Below are 21,365 nucleotides of genomic sequence, written 5' to 3' on the forward strand. Positions count from 1 at the left end.
GGGCTCGTTACGGCTTTTGCGCGATCTGGTCCATCCACTCGCCCAAAGGCTGCGTGGCGGCCAGGAAATCGCGCATCGCCTGCTCCGCCGGAACCCCCTGCCCTTCGCCGGCTGACAGGATCAGCATGGCGGTGGGCGCGGGGCTGAGGGTAAGCCGGTCGCGGATATTGGACAGTTTCAGCCACGCCACGCTTCCGCCCAGCAGATCACGGTGCCGATAATGCGTCAGCGCCAGTCGCTGGATTCCGCCGCCCGCCTGCAAGCGGTCACTCATGCCAGAGCCGAAGTCCGGCCCCGGCGATTGCCAGCGCCAGCCAGTGTCCGGCATCAGGGCGCCTTCGCCAAAGGCACCGGCCTCACTGCCCTCTTCCTGCGATGCATAGAGCGCGAAAAACACTTCCACCTGAGCACCGGCAGCATTGCGGTACGATCCCAGCAGGCGGTGATCGGCCCCTGCGGCGCGCGGTTCCCACCACAGCTGCGGCTCCAGCGGTGCGCGGGTCCAACCGGCGACTTCGGGCAGAGCGATCTGCTGCGGCAACGGCGCTGCAACCTGCCGCGCCTGAGCGGACCAAGCGATTGCGCCAAGGCTCATCACCGTGATCAGCAGCAATGCGCGCGGCGGGGTGATGGTGAGACGTTGCAATGCGCCGAGCATGGGGGATGCCTCAATCGCCTGCGCATCGATAAAGCGGTCATCCGCCGCGCGATCGAAAAAGCGCCAGCTCAGCGCCAGCAACAGCGCCATGACCAGCGCGAAGAACACCCAGCCATAAAAGATGTGATCGAAGCCCTGCGCGAATTCCACGCCTTGCGACTGCGCGATGAAGATCGTGCCCCAGGCGCGCACGCCATTGGCCAGGATCGGCAGGGCAATCGCCACGGTCATGAACAGGATACGCCGCCGCCAGCTGGTGAAGCAGACATGCGCCGCCAGAGTGCCCAGCGCGATCATGGCGATCAGGAATTTCACCCCCGAACAAGCTTCTGCCACCTCGAACAATCCGGCAGGCGTATCGATGAACACGCCGTCTATCGTGGCGGGAATGCCGCTGGCATGGGTCAGCGCGATGGTGAGATCGGCGGTGATCATCTGCAAGGCGGGAACCAGCTCATCGCCAAAGGGCACAAGGAAAAGCATATAGGCGAGCGGAAACAGCAGGGCGGCAGCAACGCGCGGCCCCAGGAACGCCAGCACGCTCATCTGCAAAGTCACCACCACGCCCAAATGCGTCGCCAGCGCCAGGCCGGAGATATCGCCCAGCAGCCACACAAACAGACCGCCCGCCAGCGGCACCAGCGCAGGCCAGAAGCCGGTGGGTGTCAGTTTCGCCAGCTCCGGCGCACGCAACCTGACCAGCCAGCCAAGGATCAGCGGCACGAACAATATGTGGTTGTAGGTAGAGGCATCCCAGTACTGGAGCACCATATCCGCCCACACATGCGCGAACAGCAGCAGGTTTATCGCGAACGCCAGCGCCAGATGCAGCAATGGTCGGTGCCATGCGCGCGGCAGGCGCAGGCTCAGCGCGGCAGGAGTGCGCAAGGCAAGATCAGGCAACATCGCGATGATCCCCCGCCCCGCCGTCCAGACCCATCAACCCGGGAAGGTCAGCCAGCATCGCCGACCAGCCCTGATGCGCGATCACGAATTCGCGCGCGGCCAGACCGATCCGTGCCGCCAGCTGGCGATCCGCCACAAGGTCAAGCGCCTTGGCGATAAATTCATCATCATCGGCAGCAATCACGAAGTCGCGCTGATCCTGCGCGTCGATCCCGGTGGCAGCTTGCGGGCTGAGCAGCACCGGGCGCGCCATCGCCATCGCCTCCAGCACCTTGTTCTGCACTCCGCGGGCGATGGTGAGCGGAGCGACCACTACGTCTGCCGCAGCCAGAAAGGGCCGCACATCGGGCACTTCGCCATGCACGCGCACGCCGTTCTGCCCGTCCAGATCGCGCACGGCGGCAGTGGGCGCGCGGCCGACGATGTGGAACTGTGCGGCGGGGTGAACGCGGCGAATACCCGGCATAATGGCGCGCGCCATGCGCTGCACGGCGGCGATATTGGGCTGGTAATCCATCTGTCCGGTGAAGACGAAATGCGGGCCTTCGCCATTTATCGCCGCTGCCGATGATGCGGCTTGCGGAGCGAAAAATGCAGCATCGATGCCATTGCCCAGTGCGCGGATGTTACCGGCATCGCCTGCGCGCGAGCGGAGCAATTGCGCCTCTGCCTCGCTGACCAGCAAGGTATGATCGGCGCGCGCTGCCAGCTGCGCTTCAAAGCGCGCAAGCAGCCGCCCCTCACGCGCGTTGATCCAGTTTTTGGGAAAGCGCGCCTGCCGGGCATAGGCCTCGAACTTGGCCGAATCGACATCGACCAGATCGGCCACCAGCCTGCCTGCCCAGTCATGCGGCACGAACTGGCCCATCTGCCCGGAGAATACATAGATCGCGGAGATGCGCCCGCTGGAGAGCAGGTTCTCGGTCCAGTCGGCCAGCTCCCCGCTGCCAAAGGCGGTCAGGCTGACAGGCTCCTGCCGCAGCAGCGCCTCTGCCCCCGATAGCCACAGCGGCTTGGCCCGGCGGGCGATGCAATAGCTGGCAGCAAGCCGCGATAACTTGCCCGCATGCGCCAGATCGGCCTCGCCATCGACAAAACAGCCGACATGGACCGGAGCGATCTTTGCCAGCGCCTTGAGGATATGGTGCGAGCGGATGCGGTCACCGCGATCGGGCGGAAATGGCAAGCGGTGGGCCAGAAACAGGATTTCGCCGCTCACCCCAGCCCCCGCGCGATCAGCGGACCCAGGCGATTGGCGACAGGAAGCGGCAGCTTGCGCCACGCGGCTATCCGCGCCGCCAGTGCCTCACTGGTGGGGTCGGCATCGCGCCTGGCAACGCCCGGCGCTGTCCAGCTGGCGTATGACAGCGGCTCTGGCTCAAAGCCCCAGTTCTTCTTGAAGGAATAGGCTCCGCTGCCGGTCTTGCTGCGCCCGAAATCGAAATGGGTGCAGCCCCGCCCGCGCGCGTGCCTCATCAGTTCGAAATACATCACATCATTGGCGCGCAGGGACCGCGCCGCCCACGTGCCGCCGCCCCAATAAGGCAGAACCGCGCCGTTATGATAGAGCGAGAGCACGCTCGCCACCGGCACGCCATCGTGCAGCACGGTCAATATATCGCTGTCCAGCGCGTCCAGCACGCTGTCGAACAGGCTGCGCGGGAACACCGGCGTGCCCAGGTTGCGCACGCTGGTGGCATAGATGGCATAATGATCCGCGCGGTCCTGATCGGACCGGCCAATGCGAACCTGCATCGCGCCCGCCAGCCCCTTGCGCACTTCGGCGCGTTGCTTGCGCGGAATGGCCAGCAATTGCGCCTCATCATCAGCGGCAAGCGGGGTGACAAAGCCGCAGTGGCTGTCTGTGCGGATGGTCCAGTCCAGTGGCGCAATCCCGCCGCGCAGCTCCACCGTGGAGCAGCTGAGCCGCAGGGCGTATTCCTGCGCCGCGCGGCACAGATTGATCGCCGTTGCCTCGTCCCTTGCCAGCGCGCCGCCCTCGACAGCAAAGCCGCTCGATGCCAGCAGGCGGCCGAATATTGGCGAATGGACTTCGCTCAGGGGCAGCCAGCCTGTGATCTCACCGTGCTTTTCCGCGATCAGGCCGCGCGCAATATTGCCGGTGCCTGCCTGAACCGCGCGCAGCCACGCCGGGCGGTGGAAGGCAGAGCCGCCCATGTTTGCCACGAACGCTTCGATCCGCACGACTTCATCGCTCTGGCGCAGGTCTGCGCGGCGGATCTGTTCGCGCGAGGGGGCAAAGGGCGCGTTCATGCCTGCGTCGCCTCCAACCGGGCCTTTTCCCGCTCGGCGAGCTCATCCATTCGGCCCCAGGCGAATTCATGGACCAGCTGGCGCAGCTTTGGCGCCATCTTCTCCAGATTGGTGTAGTGGCGCAGGCGCGATTTGATCGGCGCACCGGCCACGCGCGGCTGGCCCGGATCGATTTCCCACGGATGGAAATAGAACACTGCCGGACGATCTTCGGTGTGGTTGACCTGACGAATGGCCCAGCGGCTGAAGCCATAGGGCAGCACGCGGAAGAACCCGCCGCCGCCTGCCGCAAGCCGCTTTCCGGCGAACATCGCGGTGGTGACGGGAATCTCCACCAGCTCCTGACCCGGCAAGGGATTGAAGGCGAAGCGCGGCGCGGCGGCCCAGCCATAATGATCATGCGCCACCGGCGCGACGCTGGAGGAATAGGCATATCCCTGCTCGGCCAGTTCCATGAAGGCCCATGGCGTGCGCTGGTCGATGGAGAAACTGGGCGCGCGGTAGCCCGAAACACGGACCCCGGCGGCATCCTCTATCTGCTTGCGGGCGCGTGCTATGTCCGCGCCGAATTCCTCGCGGTCCATGGTGAAAACGCGGCGATGATCCCATCCGTGGCTGGCCACTTCATGCCCGCGCGCGGCGATTTCCTGCAGCAATGCGCCGTGGCGCTTGGCCACCCAGCCCAGGGTGAAGAAGGTCGCGCTGACATCCGCTTCCGCGAACAGGTCGAGGATTTGGCGGACATTGCGGTCCACGCGGTCATCAAGGCTGGCCCAGTCATCACGCTCGATCACATTCTCGAACGCGCCGACCTGGAACCAGTCCTCAACATCGACCGACAGGCCGTTGACGACACGATCAGCCGCGGTGGCCTCAGGTTGCAGGGTTATCGCGTTCACCGGGCATGGTCCCTCAGGCAGCCTTGCTTTCGTCCATTTCGCCTTCGATCCACTCGATCAGCATGGTCAGCGTCTGGCGGATCGTGCGTTCCTGTTCGAAGGTCTTGGCTTCCAGTCTGGCAACCTGTTCCTGCAAGGCGATGATTTCGGGGCTGAGAGCCGCCGAAGTCGCTTCATCCTGCTGGTTGGCGAGTTCCACCACGGCCTGCTGCAATTCGGCAATCTGTGCGTCGCGGTCTGCCAGCAGGTCTTCAACCAGCTGCGGATCGAGCATTGGATGCACGGGGGTCGCGTTCGGCACTGTGGCAGATGCTTCGGGTGCGGCAGATGCCTCTGGCGCTTCTGCCTGGGGCACAGCAGTTTTCGCCGCTTCGGGAGCAACACGCTCATGCTCCATCTCGGCGATCACTTCGTGCAGCATGTCTGCATCGATATCCCAGCGTTCCTCCACAGCGCCCAGCAGCAGCAGGCGGTTGACGATCATGTTGACCTTGCGCGGAATGCCGCCGCTGGCCTCATGCAGCAGGCCAAAGACCTCCGCGCTGAAACTGGGCTGGCCGTCCCAGCCCACCTTCTGCAGGCGGTGGACCAGATAGGGCTCGATCTCGTCAGCCTGCATCGCCTCAAGGTGATGCGCGGCGATCACGCGCTGGCGCAGCTGCTCCAGCTGCGGATGGTTCTGCAATGTGCCGCGAAATTCCGGCTGGCCCAGCAGCAGCGTCTGCAACAGCGGGTGATTGCCCAGCTGGAAGTTGGAAAGCATGCGCAGTTCTTCCAGCGCCTGCACGCTGAGGTTTTGCGATTCGTCCACGACCAGCAGGCAGCGACGGCCCTCGCGCGCTTCGCCATGCAGGAAGCTCTCGATAGCGCCGAGCGCGCTGGCCTTGTCATGACCTTCGATATCCATGCCAAAGGCGCGTGCCACCACGTGGACCAGCTCTTCGCCGTCCAGCTTGCTGGTGACGACCTGCGCCACGGTGACCTGCGCGGGATCGATGCTGGCCATCATATGCGCGACCAGGGTGGACTTGCCCGACCCGATCTCACCGGTGATGACAATGAAGCCCTCACCCTGTGCCAGCCCATATCCCAGATAGGACAGCGCCTTGCGGTGCGTCAGACTGCGGAAATAGAACTCCGGATCGGGCGTGAGCTGGAAGGGCTTACCCGTAAGGCCGTAGAATTCATCAAACATGGTTCAGTTCTCCCCGGAACCGCTCAGAAGGAATAACGAAGGCCGACAAGGGCCGATGCAGTGGTCAGGTCTTCCAGTTCATCGCGGGTCACTCCATCGAGACCCACGGCAGCAGTCGCACTGAGGCCGCTGAGCAGGTCGCGATTATAGGCGAGCGATGCGCTGTAACCCATGCCGTTGCCAGTGCTATCGAATCCGCTATCGAACCAATTGACGAAGGCGTTGGCATTGAGGCTGGAATTGCGATCGAGCTGGCGACCGGCATAAGCAGCCAGCCAGATGTTTTCATCAAGCACGCCATTGGCGGCAGACAGGGCGGTGCCGGCAGCGGCGATATAGCTACGCCGGTCATAGCCGCCCGCCACACCGTAGGACATGCGCCCGGCACTGCGCGCAAGGCTGGCGGTGACACCGCGGCTGCGGAACACCGAACTGCGCAGGGAGCCAAGGCGGCCAAGTGCGCAATTGCCACCTTCCAGCGCGTCCACACATCCAGCCAGATCGCCGGTAATGGGATTGCGGAAGGCCTGGAACTCGGTCGGCAGACCGGCCAGGCTATCGACCAGCGCCCCGCCAAATCCGGTGAGATTATTGTACACGCCAATGTTCAGGCTGGTGCCGGAATTGGGCGCGTAAGAGAACGATCCGTAATAGGTGGACGAGCCATAGCGGCGACCGACATAGGCCTCCAGCGAGGTGCGGCGGCTTGGACGCCACATCACACCCACATCCCAGATCAGGCCATCGGTTTCATAGGCGATCTGGCGCGGCGCGGACTTGTCTGTAATGAAGCGGCCATCGGGCCCGATCACCGGATCACCGGCAGTATCGCGCACGGCATCGCGGCTGGAAACCTCCACATCCTCATACCCCACGCCGCCCACCAGCGCGACATTGCGGGAGACCGGCACGGTCACGTCGGCGCGCACGAAACGGTCCTGCACACGTTGGTCCAGATTGGAGATATCCTGCTGGTTCCAGCCCGCGCCCACGCCCACGCCAACAGGCAGCACGGTCCCCGGTTCGAACCCGGCGCGCACGCCGGCGTTCTGCGAAAGACTGTCATCGAAAATGTCGACCGGCTGATCGCCCGGCGCCAGCGCCAGCGCATCGGGTGCCTCCACCCGTGTATAGCCAATGCGATAGGAGCCGGTGACCAGCAGATCATCCACGTTGGTCTGGACGGACGGTCCGGCATACAGCGAGTAGATCTGGCTGGTGGCATCGTCATTGCCGCCATAACCGCCCAGCGATGTTGCGCCATTGCCTTCCACCCGTGCGCGCGATGCAAGGCCGCCTGCTTCGATAGTCAGATGGCGCGGAACCAGCGCCATGGAAGCGCGGGCGATACCGCTGATGGTGTCGCCATCCGACGTGTTGCCATAGCCGATCCGCCGCTCATAGCGCAGAGATGCGGAGGCATTCGAATTGCGGCCCGAAATGCCCGTGTCCACACCCACGGCGAGCTGGGTGTAGGTCAGCACGTCATCGCCGGGCGAAAGTTCCGCCAGCAGCACCTGCGATGCCTCGATATAGGGATCGATCCGCACGCCCGATGTGCGCGGGGCGCGCTGGCTGCTGGATGTTTCCTGCGCGGGAATATCCTGCGCATGGGCCTGTCCCAGCGCGCCAATAGCGGCAGCAGCAGCGACACAGGCAATTGTGCGGGAGAGTGTGGCTGTGTTCATCGCCCTAGCCTCCATATCCATAATAGTCTCCAAAGCGGCGACCGCTTGGGCTGAAGCTGGCATCATTGAGCAGCAACTTGATATCGCGGCAGGTGGACAGCAGCGTCAGCGCATCTTCCAGCGCACTCTGCCCCGTCTTGTCGGCCCGCACGACCACCAGCGCCTGGCCAACGTGGTTGGCAAGATCGGCGGCGGGAGACGCGGCGAGCGCGGGCGGAGAATCGAAAATCACCAGACGTTCGGGCGCACCCTGCGTCAGCCGTGCCAGCACCTGCGGGGTGCGCGCGCTGGCGAGATACTCACTGTCGGCATTGGTCTGGTTGCCGGCAGGCAGCACGAACAGGCCGGGGATATCGGTGGCGATCACGCAATCCTCCACTGCAATAGCGGGATTGGCGAGCGCATCCATCAGGCCCGGCCCCTTGGGCAGGCCCAGCAGGGAGAGGATCGACGGCTTGGCCACATCGGCATCGACAAGCACCACTTCCCCGTCGCGCTCTGCCGCCATCGCCAGCGCCAGATTGATGGCGCAGAACGTCTTGCCTTCATTGGGCAGCGGAGAGGACACCAGAATGCGGCGCGCCAATGGATCCTGCGATGCGCGCGCGGTTTGCAGCAGCTTGCGCTTCACAATGCGGAATTCCTCCAGCAGCGTGGTCACCGGTCCATCGGGATTGAGCAGGCCGTGATATTCCAGCTGGTCGCGGTCGACATGATGGACAGCGTCGGAAAAATCGATGCGCGGCAGTTGGTTCGGCGCAGCTGCAACGGGCGCTGTTGCGACGGACGCGGGTGACGCAACCGGGGCTGCAGCCAGGGGCGCTTGTGGCGCCAGATCTGACGGCGGTCCAACAGGCGCAGTTGCAGGAGCGGCTTCAGGCGCAGGCGCAGCAGCCGTGCGGGCAACCGGGCGATTGACCGGCTCTGCCAGCTTGCGCGGAACCGGCGCGGCGCTGAAATTGCTCTCACCAAACATGCCCTCTGCCCGCTCGAACAGAGACTTGGACTGCCTGGCGTCCTTGGCGGGAACGGGGATTCTGGAATGTTCAGTCATGTCCGTTCCCTTCACGCCAACATGCCGCGCTGGACGAACTCGGCGCCCAGCAAGACGATGAACAACACCCCAAGACCGCCCGCAGCGGCGGTGAAATATTTCAACCGGCGGCGGCTGACTGCGCGGCCGGCCTCGGTAACGGCATGCGAAATCGTACCGATCACCGGCAGGTCGAATGCCCGCTCCATCTGGCTCACCGTCGCGAATGTGGAACCCAGCTTGCCCAGCGCGAATGCCGATCCGGCCCCGGCGCCAAGACCCACGATCAGCACGCCAAGCAGCAGCAGCGGGCGGTTGGGTGCAGCAGGCGTGCGCGGCGTGCTGGGCGGATCGACGATTTCAAACTGCACCGCGCTGCGCTCATTCTCTACCTGACCGCGCAGGCGCAATTGCTCGCGGTCCTGCAGCAACTCGTCATATTGCTGGCGCAGCACTTCATAATCGCGGCTGATGCGCTGGGCTTCGGCGGAAACACCCGGCTCCTGCGCCAGATTGGCGGTGATCCCGGCAATTTCAGAGCGCAGTCCCGCAGCGCGCGATTGCAGGCCCTGCACCGTGGCGAGGCGCTGCGAACGGATCGATACCAGCGAGGTATAGGCCGGATTGGCCGTTCCGCTGGCGCCGCCATCAGCCTGCGCCGCTTCACGCAGCGAAGCGATCTCACGGCTCAAGGCCACAACATCGGGATGCGAATCCGTCAGTCCGCGCGCGCGCATGGCGGCCATGTTGGCCTGCGCCTGCGCCAGCGCTGCCTGCGGACCACCAGACCCCGGCGTCAGCAGCGAACGGGGCGTGCTCGCCATTTGTGAATCGATTGCGGCCAGGGCGCTTTCAGAAGCGGCCAGATCGGCCTCCACGCCGCGCAGTTCGGAACGCGAGGAATTGAGCTCGGCCAGAACCGATGCGGCGCCGCCGACAAGCTCGGGATGCAGCGCTTCGAACTCGAGGCGGCGCTGTTCGGCCTCCTCAAGCTCAGCCTGGCGCGATTCCAGCTGGGCGTTGATGAAATCAATCGTCTCACGCATTTCACCGCGCGATCCGCCAAGGTTCTCCTCGCGGAAAATGTCGATCATCCGCTGCACGACGACCTGCGCCAGCTGGGCATTTTCGGAATCGGAATAATCACTGCGACCGCTGACTGCGGAAATCTCGAACAGGTTCTGGCCTTCATTGACCACCTGAATGTCTTCAGACAGGCGCGCGACGGCGCTTTCCATCTGCGCGGCATTGGTCACCTCGTCCCCGATACGGGTGGAGCGAACGATTTTTTCCAGATTAACCGAACCCATCAGCGTCTGGCGAACCCGTTCGATGTCGCGTTCCCGGCTGGCGCCGCCAATACCGATCTGTTCTGCCAGCACATCGTCCAGCTGCACGAAAATGCGCGCCTCGGACTGGTATGAATTGGGAACCATGGCCACGGCCAGCCAGCCCAGCAGGCAGATGGCCCAGGCGATGCCGAGCGCCAGCCACCGCCGGTTCCAGACCGACCACAGCGCTGCGCGCACTTCTTCGAGTATCAGGTTCAAGCTTGCGGTCCCCTGCCCATCACGCTCAGAACATGCTTTCCGGGATGATGATCACATCACCCGGCATCAGCATCACATTGGCTTCGCTGTCCCCGCGCCGCAGCAGATCGGCCAGACGCAGCGAATATTCCTGCTGGCTGCCGGTTGTGCGATCGAAACGGATCAGCTTGGCACGGTTGCCGCTGGCATATTCGCTCAGGCCGCCAACCGCGATCATCGCGTCCAGCAGCGTCATGTTGGCGCGATAGGGCAGCGATGCGGGCTGCTCGGTCGCGCCGACAACGCGCACCTGCTGGCTGAATGTGCCGGCAAACTTGTTGACGATCACCGTCACCAGCGGGTCGGAGATATATTGCGAGAGCTGCAGGCGGATATCTTCTGCCAGCATGGTGGGCGTCTTGCCCACGGCGGGCATATCGGAAACCAGCGGCGTGGTGATGCGGCCATCGGGGCGCACCTGCACTTCGGCACCAAGCTCGTCATTGCGCCAGACATGGATTGTCAGCTCATCAAGCGGGCCGATCACATATTCCTCGCCCGGACCTTCCTGCATCGCCACAAATGTGGCCGGGGCCAGCTGCGGGCTGCTGGTGGTGGCACAGCCGGCAAGCGCCAGCGATGCCATAACCATGGCGGCCAGAATACGGATGACACTCTTCGTTCGCATCGGTTGCGTCCTTGCGGTTTCAGGCATGGAAAAAGCAGCGATGCACAAGCTCGCTGGCCCAACGCCCGTGGATCCACCAAGCGTTCTCGCGAAAAAGGGTGAACATTGCGTTAGCCTTCCGCCGTAAATGGCGGCTTTGGCCGGTTTTTGCAGGCGCTGTCCCGAAAAGGGACGCGTTCCGGCAGCGGTATTAAACCAGCATCTCGAACGCCGGACCCTGGCCCAGGAAACTGGCCGGGCTGGCACTGGCGCCGTAAGCGCCGGCGCAGAACATCACCACGATATCACCCACGTCTGCGCGCGGCATCATCGCCTGGTCAGACAGCCGGTCCAGCGGGGTGCACAGGCAGCCCACGATATTGACCTCTTCCTCGGCCTCTTCCCCGAAGCGCGTAGCAATGGCAGCGGGATAGTTGCGGCGCACGACAGTTCCGAAATTGCCCGATGCCGCCAGCTGGTGGTGCATGCCGCCATCGGTAATCAGGTAGGTGACGCCGTGGCTGACTTTCCGGTCCACGATGGTGGTCAGGTAGACCCCGGCCTCGCCAACCAGATATCGGCCAAGTTCAATAGCAAATTCAGTATCCTGCAAGGCGGGCGGAAGATCGGCGAAGCGTTGCTTCAACGCCTCGCCCACCCTGCCGATATCGAGCGGGCGGTCCTTGTCGAAATAGGGAATGCCGAAACCGCCGCCCATGTTGAGGTGTGGTAACCGAACGCCGATCTCATCCGAAATCCGGGCTGCCAGTGCCAGCACATTCGCCTGCGTTTCGATCACGGAATCGGCATCCAGCGCCTGGCTGCCGGTGTAGATATGCAGCCCGCGCCATTCTGCCCCTGCGGCGATCACCTCGCGCGCCAGATCGGGAACCTGCGCCTGGTCAACGCCGAAAGGCTTGGCTCCGCCGCCCATCTTCATGCCCGATCCGCGCATCTCGAAATCCGGATTCACACGGATGGCAAGGCGCGGAGTGACGCCCATGGTCTCGGCACGCGCCAGCGCGCGGCGCGCTTCGTTGGCAGATTCCAGATTGATGGTCACGCCGTGCAACAGCGCCAGAACCAGTTCCTGATCGCGCTTGCCCGGCCCAGCAAAGCTGATCTTCGATGGATCAACCCCTACCGAGATGGCCCTGAGCAACTCACCTTCGGACGCGACATCAAATCCATCGGCCAGTTCGTTGAGGAAAGCGATGACCGGGCGGAATGGATTTGCCTTCATGGCATAATGGATTTTAAGCCGCTCTGGCATGGCCGCTCGCAGCCCGCCCATCCGCGCCAGGATCACGTCACTGACATAGACGAACAAGGGCGTGCCCTCGACCTCTTCCACAAGAGCGCTGACCGTGCGCCCGCCAAGCGCCAATTCGCCGCCGATCGCGGTGAAATCCGCAGGGATTGGACCAACCGGCTTCACGATGCGGCCTCCGCAGCCAGCAGAGCGCGGTCGATCTTGCCATTGGCGTTGAGCGGCATGGCATCGACCCAACGGATCACAGCGGGCTGCATGAAATTGGGCAATTCCTTCTTCAATGCGCTGCGCAAGCCCTCCTCATCGCCCGATCCGCGCACGATCAGGTGGATCGCCTGACCCAGCCTTTCATCAGCCACGCCCAGCGCCACGGCTTCTTCGGCAAATCCTGATGCCACGGCGGCTTCCTCCACTTCCTGCGGGCTGATGCGATTACCCGCGCTTTTTATCATCGCATCACGGCGACCGACAAAATAGAGCAATCCGTCCTGATCGCGCCGGACCCTGTCCCCGGACCATACCGCCAACCCGCCATAGTGCGACATGGCAGGCGCTGGCCGGAAGCGCTCTGCCGTGCGTGCCGCATCCTGCCAATAGCCGCCAGCCACCAGCGGTCCGCAATGGACCAGTTCGCCTTCCTCGCCCGGACCCGACAGATTGCCCGCATCGTCGATCACCAGAATCTCGGCGAAAGGAATGGCGGTCCCCATCGATGTGGGATGCGTATCGACCAGATCGGGATCGAGAAAGGTCGAGCGGAACGCCTCTGTCAGCCCGTACATGGGAAACAGCCGCGCCTGCGGGAATATGGCGCGCAAATCGCGCACCAGCCCCTGTGTCAGCGCGCCGCCGCTGTTGGTCAGCCGGCGCATGGCCGATGTCGCCTCCTCCGGCCATTCCTGCTCCGTCAGTTGCAGCCACAGCGGCGGAACAGCCGCCAGCGTGGTGATGCCGTGCTTGCTGCAAGCCTTGATGACATCGCGCGGGGTCAGATAGTCCAGCGGCACCACGCTGCCACCGGCATACCAGCTGGAAAACAGCTGGTTCTGTCCGTAATCGAAACTGAGCGGCAACACGGCCAGCGTCACATCGTCAGCCTTCAGCCCGAGATAATGCGCCACGCTGACCGCGCCCAGCCACAGATTGGCATGGCTGAGCATCACGCCCTTGGGGCTGCCGGTCGATCCGCTGGTATAGAGGATGGCAGCGAGATCATCGGGGCTGGCGGTGGACGGTTCCAGAGCGGCGCCAAGCACGGCCGCAGCCTCGAGCGCCTCCTTCTCCTCGATCACCGCGCGATCTGCACCGCTATCGCCCGCCTCCAGGCTGCTGAGCCTCGCCTTGGTGGCGATCAGCATGCTGGCACCGCAATCGCCGAGAATATGCTTAACCTGCGCCCGTTTGAGCAGCGGGTTGATCGGCACATGCACCAATCCCGCTCGCGCCGCCGCCAGCGGCAAAAGGCAGGTCAGTTCCCCCTTGGCGGCCCAGCTGGCCACCCGTGCGCCCTTTTGCGGCACATGCTCCGCCAGCCAGCCCGCAAGCGTGGCGATACGGCTTCTTAAATCCTTCCAGCTAAGGCTTTCCCCGCGCAGAACCAGCGCCACGTCCTCATCCCGCCCGCGCAGGGCAAGATGGTCGAGCGGCAGGGCAACTGGATCAGGCGTGAGAGACATTGCGCTCCAGACGGGGAAATCTTTGGTGACGGCAATCAGCTATCACGGCACGGTTAATGATCTGCAAGGCCTTGCTCTTTCGGGCAAGGGCCCGTTTGCGCGCGTGCAGTGGTTTTCGCTGCTGGAGAATGGCGCAAACAAGCCGATACTGGCCACCGCGCGCGATGGTGCGCGTGTGGTCTGCCTGCCGCTGACCAAGTCTGCCACGGGGCTGGAAGTGCTGACCAACTGGTATGCCTTCACCTGGCAGCCGCTGGTGGCAGGCGAGCCTCGCCCCTCCCTGATGGAAAGCCTTGCGCGCGATCTGGCCACGCGGACCCACCGCATCGATCTGGCCAAACTGCCCGATGAAGACGGCACGGCCTCGCAGCTGGAACAGGCCTTCCGCAAGGCCGGCTGGGCGGTCCGGCGCGAGGAATGCGACACCAATCACGTGCTGGTATGCGCTGGCCTCAACTATGCGGATTATCTCGCATCGCGCCCCGGCCCGCTTCGCACCACGCTCAAGCGCAAGGCGAAGAAGGTCGAAATCACGCTGAAACGCCAGTTCGAAGCCGCTGACTGGGCCGCCTATGAGGACATTTACCGCCAAAGCTGGAAGCCGGAGGAAGGCGATCCGGCGCTGCTGCGCGCTTTTGCCGAGGCTGAAAGTGATGCCGGGCGGTTCCTATTCGGCATGGCAATGGCGCAAGGCAAGCCCGTGGCGGCGCAGTTCTGGACCGTTGATCATGGCACCGCCTACATCCACAAGCTCGCCCATCTCGAAAGCGCGCACAGGCTCTCTCCCGGCACCACGCTCACCGCCGCGCTGTTTGCCGAGGTGCTTGACCGCGATCACGTGCATCTGGTGGACTTCGGCACCGGCAATGATGGCTATAAGGCGGACTGGATGGAGAGCGCCCGCCCGCGCTTCCACCTCACCTGCCTGCGCCGGTCGGACATGCGCAACTGGCCGCTGATGGGCAGATGGGCACTGCGCACGCTTGTTTCAGCCGCCCCTGCTGGCTAGTGAGCCAGCATTAAACGGGGAATTTATGGCCAATAACCTTCCGGCAATCCGGTCCGAAGACACCGAAACAGAACTGGTCCTGCGCCAGGTGCTGCAGGATGTGCTCGGCCTGGGATCAGAACAAGTCGCACAATTTGAGGCTGATACGGGCCTTTTCGGACATTTGCCCGAGCTTGATTCGATGGCCGTCGCAGGACTTCTGACCGAGGTGGAAGACCGGCTGGGCATCATTATCGAGGATGACGAGGTGGACGGCGAAATGCTGGAAACCTTCGGCGGCCTGCTGCAATTCGTCCTTTCCAAACGCGGCGAGGATTGATCGATCGTGCTGCGTTCCTGGCCATCCCCTTGTGGCGGCGAGGAATATGCGGTCGAATTCAACCACCAGCGCGGGCCCTGCCTGCTGGTGCTGCCCGCCTGGTTCGATGAAAGCAACAAGCTGCGCCACTTCACTGTAGAGGTGATGCGCGCGCTGGATGCGCAGGGCGTGGACAGCGTCCTGCCCGATCTGCCCGGCTGCAATGAAAGTCTGGAACCGCTTGACCAGCAGGACCTGCACAGCTGGCGCGATGCCGCTGCTCAGGCTGCGCAGGCGCTGGCGTGCACGCACGTGCTGGCCATCCGCGCGGCGGCCACTATCGCCCCGCCCCTGCCCGGCTGGAGCTATGCTCCAGTTGCTGCCACGTCCGCGCTCAGGGCGTTGCTGCGGGGCCGGGTCATTGCCAGCAAGGAGACTGGCCGCGTGGAAAAGCGCGAGGAATTGCTCGAAACAGGCCTTGCGCAAGGACTGGATCTGGCTGGATATCGCCTTGGCCCCGCGATGATCGCCCAGATGGCAGAAGCAGACTTGCCCGAGCGCGCCGACGTTGAAGAGATACGCCAGGCGGAACTGGGCGGCGCGGGCCTGTGGCTGCGGTCAGAACCGGATCACGATCAGCAACAGGCAGAAGCGCTGGCGGCACGGATCGCCGCAGGACTGCGCGCATGAGCCGCCGCCACTTCACATTCCCTTGCGCGGGCGAAGAGCTGGCGGCGACGCTGGACGATGCCAATGGAGCGGCGGGCCTGCTGCTGGTGACAGGCGGCAATGAAACGCGCGCCGGAGCATTCAGCGGTCAGGCCCAGCTTGCAGCCAGGATCGCAGCGGCGGGATACCCGGTCATGCGCTTTGACCGGCGCGGTGTGGGCGACAGCAGCGGGGAAAATTGCGGTTTCGAAGCCAGTCATGAAGATATCGCCGCAGCCATCTCCGCGTTTCGAGACCGCAAGCCGGGACCGTTGCGGATCGTTGGCTTTGGCAATTGCGATGCGGCCAGCGCCTTGATGCTGATGGGCGGCGCGGGTTGTGACGCGCTCATTCTCGCCAATCCCTGGACCTTCGATGCCGATGATGCAGACGCAGCCCCGCCGCCCGCCGCGATCCGATCGCGCTATGCGGCCAAGCTGAGGAACCCGCGTGAACTGGTGCGACTGGTGACCGGCGGCGTCTCGCTGGCAAAGCTCGCAGGCGGATTGCGCCGCGCGCTGTCTCCGCCGCCGCCGCCGTCATCGCTGGTGGAACTGCTGCGCGGCGGCATGCGCCAATCAACGCTTCCTGCAACTTACCTGGTGGCGCAGACCGATCGCACCGGGCAGGCCTTCATGGCCGCCTGCCCAGAAAGCAAGGACGCGTGGCAGATCTGTGAAAATGCGGGCCATTCCTTTTCCGAACCGCATGCACGTGATTGGCTTTTCAACCAGTTACTTGCCACTCTTGAGGAACAGGCTCGCCAGCTCGACATGGGTTGACCAGCGGAATTGCCCGACAGCGCGCAATTCTGCCAGCTCGTATCCCGCCTCTGTCAGCAAGGTGCAATCACGCGCCCAGCTGGACGGATTGCAACTGATATAGACGATGCGCGCCACATCGGCCTGCGCCAGCTGTTCCACCTGTGATCGTGCACCGGCACGCGGCGGATCGAGCACTACCCCATCAAACTGGGCCAGTTCAGCGGGGCGAAGCGGATTGCGGAACAGGTCGCGGTGATGTGCAGACATGTTGGGGCGATAGCGCATGGCAGCTGTCTTGCAGGCCAGCACGGCATCGCGCGCCGCCTCATAGGCAGATACCTGCATTGTAGCGGGGAAAGCGAAGGCGAATGTACCCAGCCCGGCGAACAGATCGGCCACATTTTCGCACTCACCCAGCCACTCACGCGCAGCGGCGGCCAATGCCCGTTCCCCGTCCTTCGTGGCCTGCAGGAAGGACCCAGCGGGAAAGGGCACGGCAACGCCGCTGAGCGTTACGGTTACCGGCTCCGGCTCCCAAAATCCCTCGGTGCCGTATCCCTGATCCAGACTGAGGCGGGCAAGCTGGTTGTCACGGCACAGGTCGAGCAGGTCCTCGATCTGATCGAGACCTTCGACGGTGATGCCCTTGATCGCGCAATCGACACCCTGATCGGTCAGGGCCAGTTCAATCTCCGCAGCGAATTTGCCTTTGCGCTTCGAGAGATAGGCGCGCAGCGGCTGGATCAGCGCGAAAAGTTGCGGTGCCAGGACGTGGCATTCCTTCACATCGACAAGCCGGTGCGATCCCCGCTCGCGAAAGCCGATCAGCGCCCGGCCGCCGCCATTGACCGCATGCAGGGTGGCGCGCCTGCGGCTATGCGGCGGCGAAAGATGGACCGGAGCAATCCTTCCCGGCTCCATCCCCTGCGAAGTTGCTGAAAAAACAACGCGCTCCTGCACGAAGTTGGCAAGGCTTTCATCATCGCAGTGCTGCAATTCACAGCCTCCGCAGGTGCCAAAATAGCGGCACGGCGGATCGACATGATGCGGCCCGCGCTGAACAAGGCCATCGGCGTTGACCAGATCGCCAGGTGCCGCTCCGGCGACATGCTGGCCAGACGTGGTGACGCCATCGCCCTTGGCAGCGATGCGCAGAATTACTTCGTTTTCAGTTACAGAAATGTTGAATAGGCCTTTGGAATATAATCAATAAGATCGCTGGATGAAAAGGCCGGACCAGCATGGTGTGCGGCGCAGCCATGGAGCCACGCCCCTTCCTGAGCGGCCAGGAAACCGGCTTGCCCTGCGGCAAGGCGGCTGGCGATCAGGCCCGCCAGCACATCACCGGTACCGGCCGTGCTGAGCCAGCTGGTAGCAGGCGGCATGATCGCCAGACTGCCAGTGCTGCTGGCAATGATCGTGTCCGGACCCTTGGCAACAACCGTCGCATTCAGCGCCTGCGCCAGTTCGGCAATCTGGTCGACGCGCTCAGGTTCTGCCGTGTCGAAATTGCGGCATAGGGCCTCCAGCTCGCCAGCATGCGGGGTGACCACCAGCTCGCTTTCCCGGTCATCGAGCATATCGGGTTCCAGCAGCACCAGCGCATCGGCATCGCACACGGTGGGCAGATCCCACGCCAGCAAGGTGGCAAGCGACGTTCGCGCTTCCTCGTCCCTGCCCAGCCCGGGACCGATCAGCAGCGCCGACAGGCGAGGATCGACAAGCAGGTCCGTCAGGTCGCCATCGCTGGTGACAAGGTCATCAGGCGCGCCCGAGATCGCTTCAGCGGTGAACAGCTTCACATAACCGGCACCGCCATGCATCGCCGAGCGCGCCGCCAGCATCGATGCGCCCGGCATGGCGCCGCCCACCACGCCCAGCAGGCCGCGTGAATATTTGTGCTCATCGGTATCAGGCGCGTGCAATTGCGGTCTTGGGGAGAGCATTGCCGCACCGGGCACTTTGGCCACGCCGATGTCCACCAGTCGCTTGGCCTGCATTCCCGCCATGGCCGGCATCAGCCAGTGGGCGAATTTCCATGCACCAAGCGCGATCACCAGATGAAATGACGGCAGGCCTTCATCCAGCACGGCACCGCTATCGCTGTCGATACCGCTGGGCAGGTCCACCGCCACGCTCAGCGAATGCTGGCCGGCAAGCTTTACCAGCAACGTCCTGAGCTTGCCGCCCAGCTCGCGCGTCAGGCCGCTGCCGAACAGGCAATCCACGAACACGCCCCCACGGGCATCCTTCACGCATTCCCCGCCCCAGGCCTTGCGCGCGGCGATTGCGGCTTCGGTGCGGGGTTCAAACGGAGCGACCACCGCGACAGACAGACCACGTTCCTGCAAAACGCGTGCAATCACATAGCCATCGCCGCCATTATTGCCGGGACCGCACAGCACGGTGACACTGCGCCCTGCGGCGAGGCGCCAGATCCAGTCCGCAGCACCCTTTCCCGCAGTTTCCATCAGCGAGGACACGGTTTCCCCGCCATCGATCAGCGCCTGCTCCGCCGCCTGCATATGCTGGACGGTGAGAATCTGGTTATTGTGCGCCATTGTCCGCGATCACTGCTGGCAGGAGGTAACGGTCCGGTCCAATGGTAACTTCGATCTCTCCATCGAAGACCTTGATCGTGGCATTATCGGCGCCATCGGCTGCAACAACCCCGCGCCCATCGGTCAAAACTTCCAGTCGGCGGAACCCGCCATTGTCGTGATGGATCACAAGAAACAGCTTGTTATCAATGACTACCCGTTCAACACTGCAATTACGTGTAAACTGTGTCGCACTGCCAATGGCGCAGGAAATCGCGCTGTCATCATCAAGCGGCAGTTCCTGCACAGTCTCACTGACCGAGCAGCCTGCCAGCACCGTCAGTGCGAGCAAGGGCAGCAGGCGGCCCATGTCAGCCATTGCGATCCCGGGCGGAGCGAAGCTGTGTCACATCGCGAATGGCCCCGCGTGCGGCGCTGGTGGTCATGGCGGCATAGGCCTGCAATGCCGCCGAAACCTGCCGCGGACGCGCCGCAGCGGGCTGCCAGGCTGCGTCACCCCTGGCTTCCATCGCCGCGCGCCGGTTGGCCAGTTCCTCATCGCTCACAGCAAGGTTGATCGTGCGGGCGGGGATATCGATGGCGATCAGGTCGCCCTCCTCCACCAGTCCGATTTCGCCGCCTTCTGCCGCTTCGGGGGAGACGTGGCCGATCGACAGGCCCGATGTGCCGCCGGAGAAGCGCCCGTCTGTCAGCAGGGCACATTCCGCGCCCAGCCCCTTCGATTTGAGGTAGCTGGTGGGATAGAGCATTTCCTGCATGCCCGGGCCGCCGCGGGGGCCTTCATAGCGGATCACCACCACGTCGCCCGCCTTGACCTGTCCGGTCAGGATTGCGGCAACGCTGGCATCCTGGCTTTCGAAAACCCTTGCCGGGCCGCTGAATTTCAGGATGGATTCGTCCACGCCCGCCGTTTTCACGATGCAGCCGTCGCGGGCGATATTGCCGTAGAGCACCGCCAGCCCGCCATCCTTGCTGAAGGCGTGTTCGGCAGAGCGGATAACGCCATTTTCACGGTCCATATCCAGCTCATCCCAGCGGCGCGACTGGCTGAAAGCCGTCTGCGTAGGAACGCCGCCGGGCGCTGCCTTGAAGAATTCCTGCACCTTGGGATTATTGGTCAGGCGAATGTCCCAGTCTGCCAGCGCATCGCCCAGCGTGGGGCTGTGCACGGTGGGCAGAGCAGTGTGGAGCAGGCCCGCACGGTCCAGTTCCCCCAGGATCGCCATGATCCCACCCGCGCGGTGAACGTCTTCCATGTGCACGTCCGATTTGGCCGGAGCCACCTTGGACAGGCAAGGCACCTTGCGGCTCAGCCGGTCGATATCCTTCATGGTGAAATCTATGCCCGCCTCATGCGCGGCGGCGAGCAAGTGAAGCACGGTATTGGTCGATCCGCCCATGGCGATATCCAGGCTCATGGCGTTCTCGAACGCCTCGAAACTGGCGATATTGCGCGGCAAGACGCTCTCGTCATCCTCCTCGTAATAGCGCTTGGCCAGAGTGACGACGAGCCGCCCGGCCCGCTCAAACAGGCCCTTGCGGTCCGAATGGGTGGCCAGCTGCGAGCCATTACCGGGCAGCGACAGGCCCAGCGCCTCTGTCAGGCAGTTCATCGAATTGGCGGTGAACATGCCCGAACACGAGCCGCAGGTTGGGCAGGCGGAGCGTTCGATCTCCGCCAGATCCTCATCGCTGACGTTCTGATCGGCGGCAGCAACCATGGCATCGACCAGATCGAGCGCCACTTCCTTGCCATTGAGCACGACCTTGCCCGCTTCCATCGGTCCGCCAGAAACGAACACCACCGGAATATTGATCCGCATCGCCGCCATCAGCATGCCGGGCGTGATCTTGTCGCAATTGGAAATGCACACCATCGCATCGGCGCAATGGGCGTTGACCATGTACTCCACGCTGTCAGCGATCAGGTCGCGGCTGGGCAGCGAATAGAGCATGCCGTCATGGCCCATGGCGATGCCATCATCCACCGCGATGGTGTTGAATTCCTTGGCAACGCCGCCCGCCGCTTCCACCTGACGCGCAACCAGCTGGCCCAGGTCCTTGAGGTGCACATGGCCCGGCACGAACTGGGTGAAGGAATTGACCACGGCGATAATCGGCTTGCCGAAATCACCATCCTTCATGCCTGTGGCGCGCCACAGGCCGCGGGCGCCGGCCATGTTGCGGCCGTGGGTCGATGTGCGTGAACGATAGGCAGGCATGGTGA

General features: G+C 63.8%; 20 protein-coding genes. 5 read left to right on the forward strand and 15 right to left on the reverse strand.

The features are described from left to right. Positions 1 to 7: 7 nt before the first annotated feature. From xrtA to ABDZ98_RS10900, 11 genes are all read right to left on the reverse strand, one after another. Entirely contained in the window at positions 8 to 1,564 is a 1,557-nt protein-coding gene (gene xrtA / locus ABDZ98_RS10850; RefSeq protein WP_343807595.1) for an exosortase A, read from the reverse strand. Then, on the reverse strand, positions 1,554 to 2,783 hold the full coding sequence (locus ABDZ98_RS10855) for a TIGR03087 family PEP-CTERM/XrtA system glycosyltransferase (protein ID WP_343807598.1): 1,230 nt from the start codon (positions 2,781 to 2,783) through the stop codon (positions 1,554 to 1,556). Before ABDZ98_RS10855 ends, xrtA begins: the two co-directional genes overlap by 11 nt. Further along, positions 2,780 to 3,838, reverse strand: coding sequence for a FemAB family XrtA/PEP-CTERM system-associated protein (locus ABDZ98_RS10860; protein ID WP_343807601.1), 1,059 nt, complete (start codon positions 3,836 to 3,838; stop codon positions 2,780 to 2,782). The genes ABDZ98_RS10855 and ABDZ98_RS10860 overlap by 4 nt, the downstream gene beginning before the upstream one ends. After that, positions 3,835 to 4,737 (reverse strand): XrtA system polysaccharide deacetylase, encoded by a 903-nt coding sequence (locus ABDZ98_RS10865; protein ID WP_343807604.1) that lies wholly within the window; start codon positions 4,735 to 4,737, stop codon positions 3,835 to 3,837. Before ABDZ98_RS10865 ends, ABDZ98_RS10860 begins: the two co-directional genes overlap by 4 nt. 13 nt (positions 4,738 to 4,750) lie before the next feature. Next, positions 4,751 to 5,932, reverse strand: coding sequence for an XrtA/PEP-CTERM system-associated ATPase (locus ABDZ98_RS10870; protein ID WP_343807607.1), 1,182 nt, complete (start codon positions 5,930 to 5,932; stop codon positions 4,751 to 4,753). A 23-nt stretch (positions 5,933 to 5,955) separates the two neighbouring features. Continuing rightward, the gene (locus ABDZ98_RS10875; RefSeq protein WP_343807610.1) at positions 5,956 to 7,620 is read right to left on the reverse strand and encodes a preprotein translocase subunit YajC; all 1,665 of its coding nucleotides are present in this window, start codon (positions 7,618 to 7,620) and stop codon (positions 5,956 to 5,958) included. Positions 7,621 to 7,624: 4 nt separating this feature from the next. Then, positions 7,625 to 8,674 carry a P-loop NTPase family protein gene (locus tag ABDZ98_RS10880; protein ID WP_343807612.1) on the reverse strand — a complete coding sequence of 350 codons (1,050 nt, stop codon included), beginning with the start codon at positions 8,672 to 8,674 and terminating at the stop codon, positions 7,625 to 7,627. Positions 8,675 to 8,685: 11 nt separating this feature from the next. After that, on the reverse strand, positions 8,686 to 10,203 hold the full coding sequence (locus ABDZ98_RS10885; protein ID WP_343807614.1) for an XrtA system polysaccharide chain length determinant: 1,518 nt from the start codon (positions 10,201 to 10,203) through the stop codon (positions 8,686 to 8,688). Between the two features lie 25 nt (positions 10,204 to 10,228). Continuing rightward, positions 10,229 to 10,870, reverse strand: a complete 642-nt coding sequence (locus tag ABDZ98_RS10890) for an XrtA/PEP-CTERM system exopolysaccharide export protein (RefSeq protein ID WP_343807616.1) — start codon at positions 10,868 to 10,870, stop codon at positions 10,229 to 10,231. Between the two features lie 190 nt (positions 10,871 to 11,060). Further along, the gene (locus ABDZ98_RS10895; protein ID WP_343807618.1) at positions 11,061 to 12,287 is read right to left on the reverse strand and encodes a pyridoxal-dependent decarboxylase, exosortase A system-associated; all 1,227 of its coding nucleotides are present in this window, start codon (positions 12,285 to 12,287) and stop codon (positions 11,061 to 11,063) included. Continuing rightward, entirely contained in the window at positions 12,284 to 13,798 is a 1,515-nt protein-coding gene (locus ABDZ98_RS10900) for an acyl-CoA ligase (AMP-forming), exosortase A system-associated (protein ID WP_343807621.1), read from the reverse strand. The genes ABDZ98_RS10895 and ABDZ98_RS10900 overlap by 4 nt, the downstream gene beginning before the upstream one ends. Before the next feature lie 25 nt (positions 13,799 to 13,823). On the opposite strand from ABDZ98_RS10900, the gene ABDZ98_RS10905 reads away from it, so the two are divergent. From ABDZ98_RS10905 to ABDZ98_RS10920, 4 genes are read left to right on the forward strand one after another with little or no spacing between them, the layout of a single operon-like run. Next, a complete protein-coding gene (locus ABDZ98_RS10905; protein ID WP_343807624.1) occupies positions 13,824 to 14,807 on the forward strand; it encodes a GNAT family N-acetyltransferase in 984 nt (327 codons plus the stop codon). A gap of 25 nt (positions 14,808 to 14,832) precedes the next feature. Then, complete coding sequence (locus ABDZ98_RS10910) at positions 14,833 to 15,126, forward strand: acyl carrier protein (RefSeq protein WP_343808943.1); 294 nt, start codon at positions 14,833 to 14,835, stop codon at positions 15,124 to 15,126. Between the two features lie 6 nt (positions 15,127 to 15,132). Continuing rightward, on the forward strand, positions 15,133 to 15,795 hold the full coding sequence (locus ABDZ98_RS10915) for an alpha/beta hydrolase family protein (protein ID WP_343807627.1): 663 nt from the start codon (positions 15,133 to 15,135) through the stop codon (positions 15,793 to 15,795). Continuing rightward, the gene (locus ABDZ98_RS10920; protein WP_343807630.1) at positions 15,792 to 16,595 is read left to right on the forward strand and encodes a hydrolase 1, exosortase A system-associated; all 804 of its coding nucleotides are present in this window, start codon (positions 15,792 to 15,794) and stop codon (positions 16,593 to 16,595) included. Before ABDZ98_RS10915 ends, ABDZ98_RS10920 begins: the two co-directional genes overlap by 4 nt. Here the strand turns inward: ABDZ98_RS10920 and ABDZ98_RS10925 are convergent. Next, positions 16,548 to 17,537, reverse strand: coding sequence for a class I SAM-dependent RNA methyltransferase (locus ABDZ98_RS10925; RefSeq protein ID WP_343807633.1), 990 nt, complete (start codon positions 17,535 to 17,537; stop codon positions 16,548 to 16,550). The two genes, ABDZ98_RS10920 and ABDZ98_RS10925, sit on opposite strands and share 48 nt — an antisense overlap. A gap of 27 nt (positions 17,538 to 17,564) precedes the next feature. On the opposite strand from ABDZ98_RS10925, the gene ABDZ98_RS10930 reads away from it, so the two are divergent. After that, positions 17,565 to 17,768, forward strand: a complete 204-nt coding sequence (locus tag ABDZ98_RS10930; protein WP_343807636.1) for a hypothetical protein — start codon at positions 17,565 to 17,567, stop codon at positions 17,766 to 17,768. Here ABDZ98_RS10930 and ABDZ98_RS10935 read toward each other — a convergent pair. Genes ABDZ98_RS10935 through ilvD form a run of 3 tightly spaced genes read right to left on the reverse strand, consistent with a single transcriptional unit; the run spans position 17,750 to position 21,360 of the window. After that, positions 17,750 to 19,138 carry an NAD(P)H-hydrate dehydratase gene (locus ABDZ98_RS10935; protein WP_343807639.1) on the reverse strand — a complete coding sequence of 463 codons (1,389 nt, stop codon included), beginning with the start codon at positions 19,136 to 19,138 and terminating at the stop codon, positions 17,750 to 17,752. The genes ABDZ98_RS10930 and ABDZ98_RS10935 overlap by 19 nt on opposite strands. Beyond that, positions 19,125 to 19,496 carry a hypothetical protein gene (locus tag ABDZ98_RS10940; protein ID WP_343807642.1) on the reverse strand — a complete coding sequence of 124 codons (372 nt, stop codon included), beginning with the start codon at positions 19,494 to 19,496 and terminating at the stop codon, positions 19,125 to 19,127. Before ABDZ98_RS10940 ends, ABDZ98_RS10935 begins: the two co-directional genes overlap by 14 nt. Beyond that, positions 19,489 to 21,360, reverse strand: a complete 1,872-nt coding sequence (gene ilvD, locus ABDZ98_RS10945; RefSeq protein ID WP_343807645.1) for a dihydroxy-acid dehydratase — start codon at positions 21,358 to 21,360, stop codon at positions 19,489 to 19,491. Before ilvD ends, ABDZ98_RS10940 begins: the two co-directional genes overlap by 8 nt. Positions 21,361 to 21,365 lie beyond the last annotated feature (5 nt).

This window comes from Alteraurantiacibacter aestuarii, assembly GCF_039523595.1.
In the GTDB taxonomy this organism is placed as follows: Bacteria; Pseudomonadota; Alphaproteobacteria; order Sphingomonadales; family Sphingomonadaceae; genus Alteraurantiacibacter; species Alteraurantiacibacter aestuarii.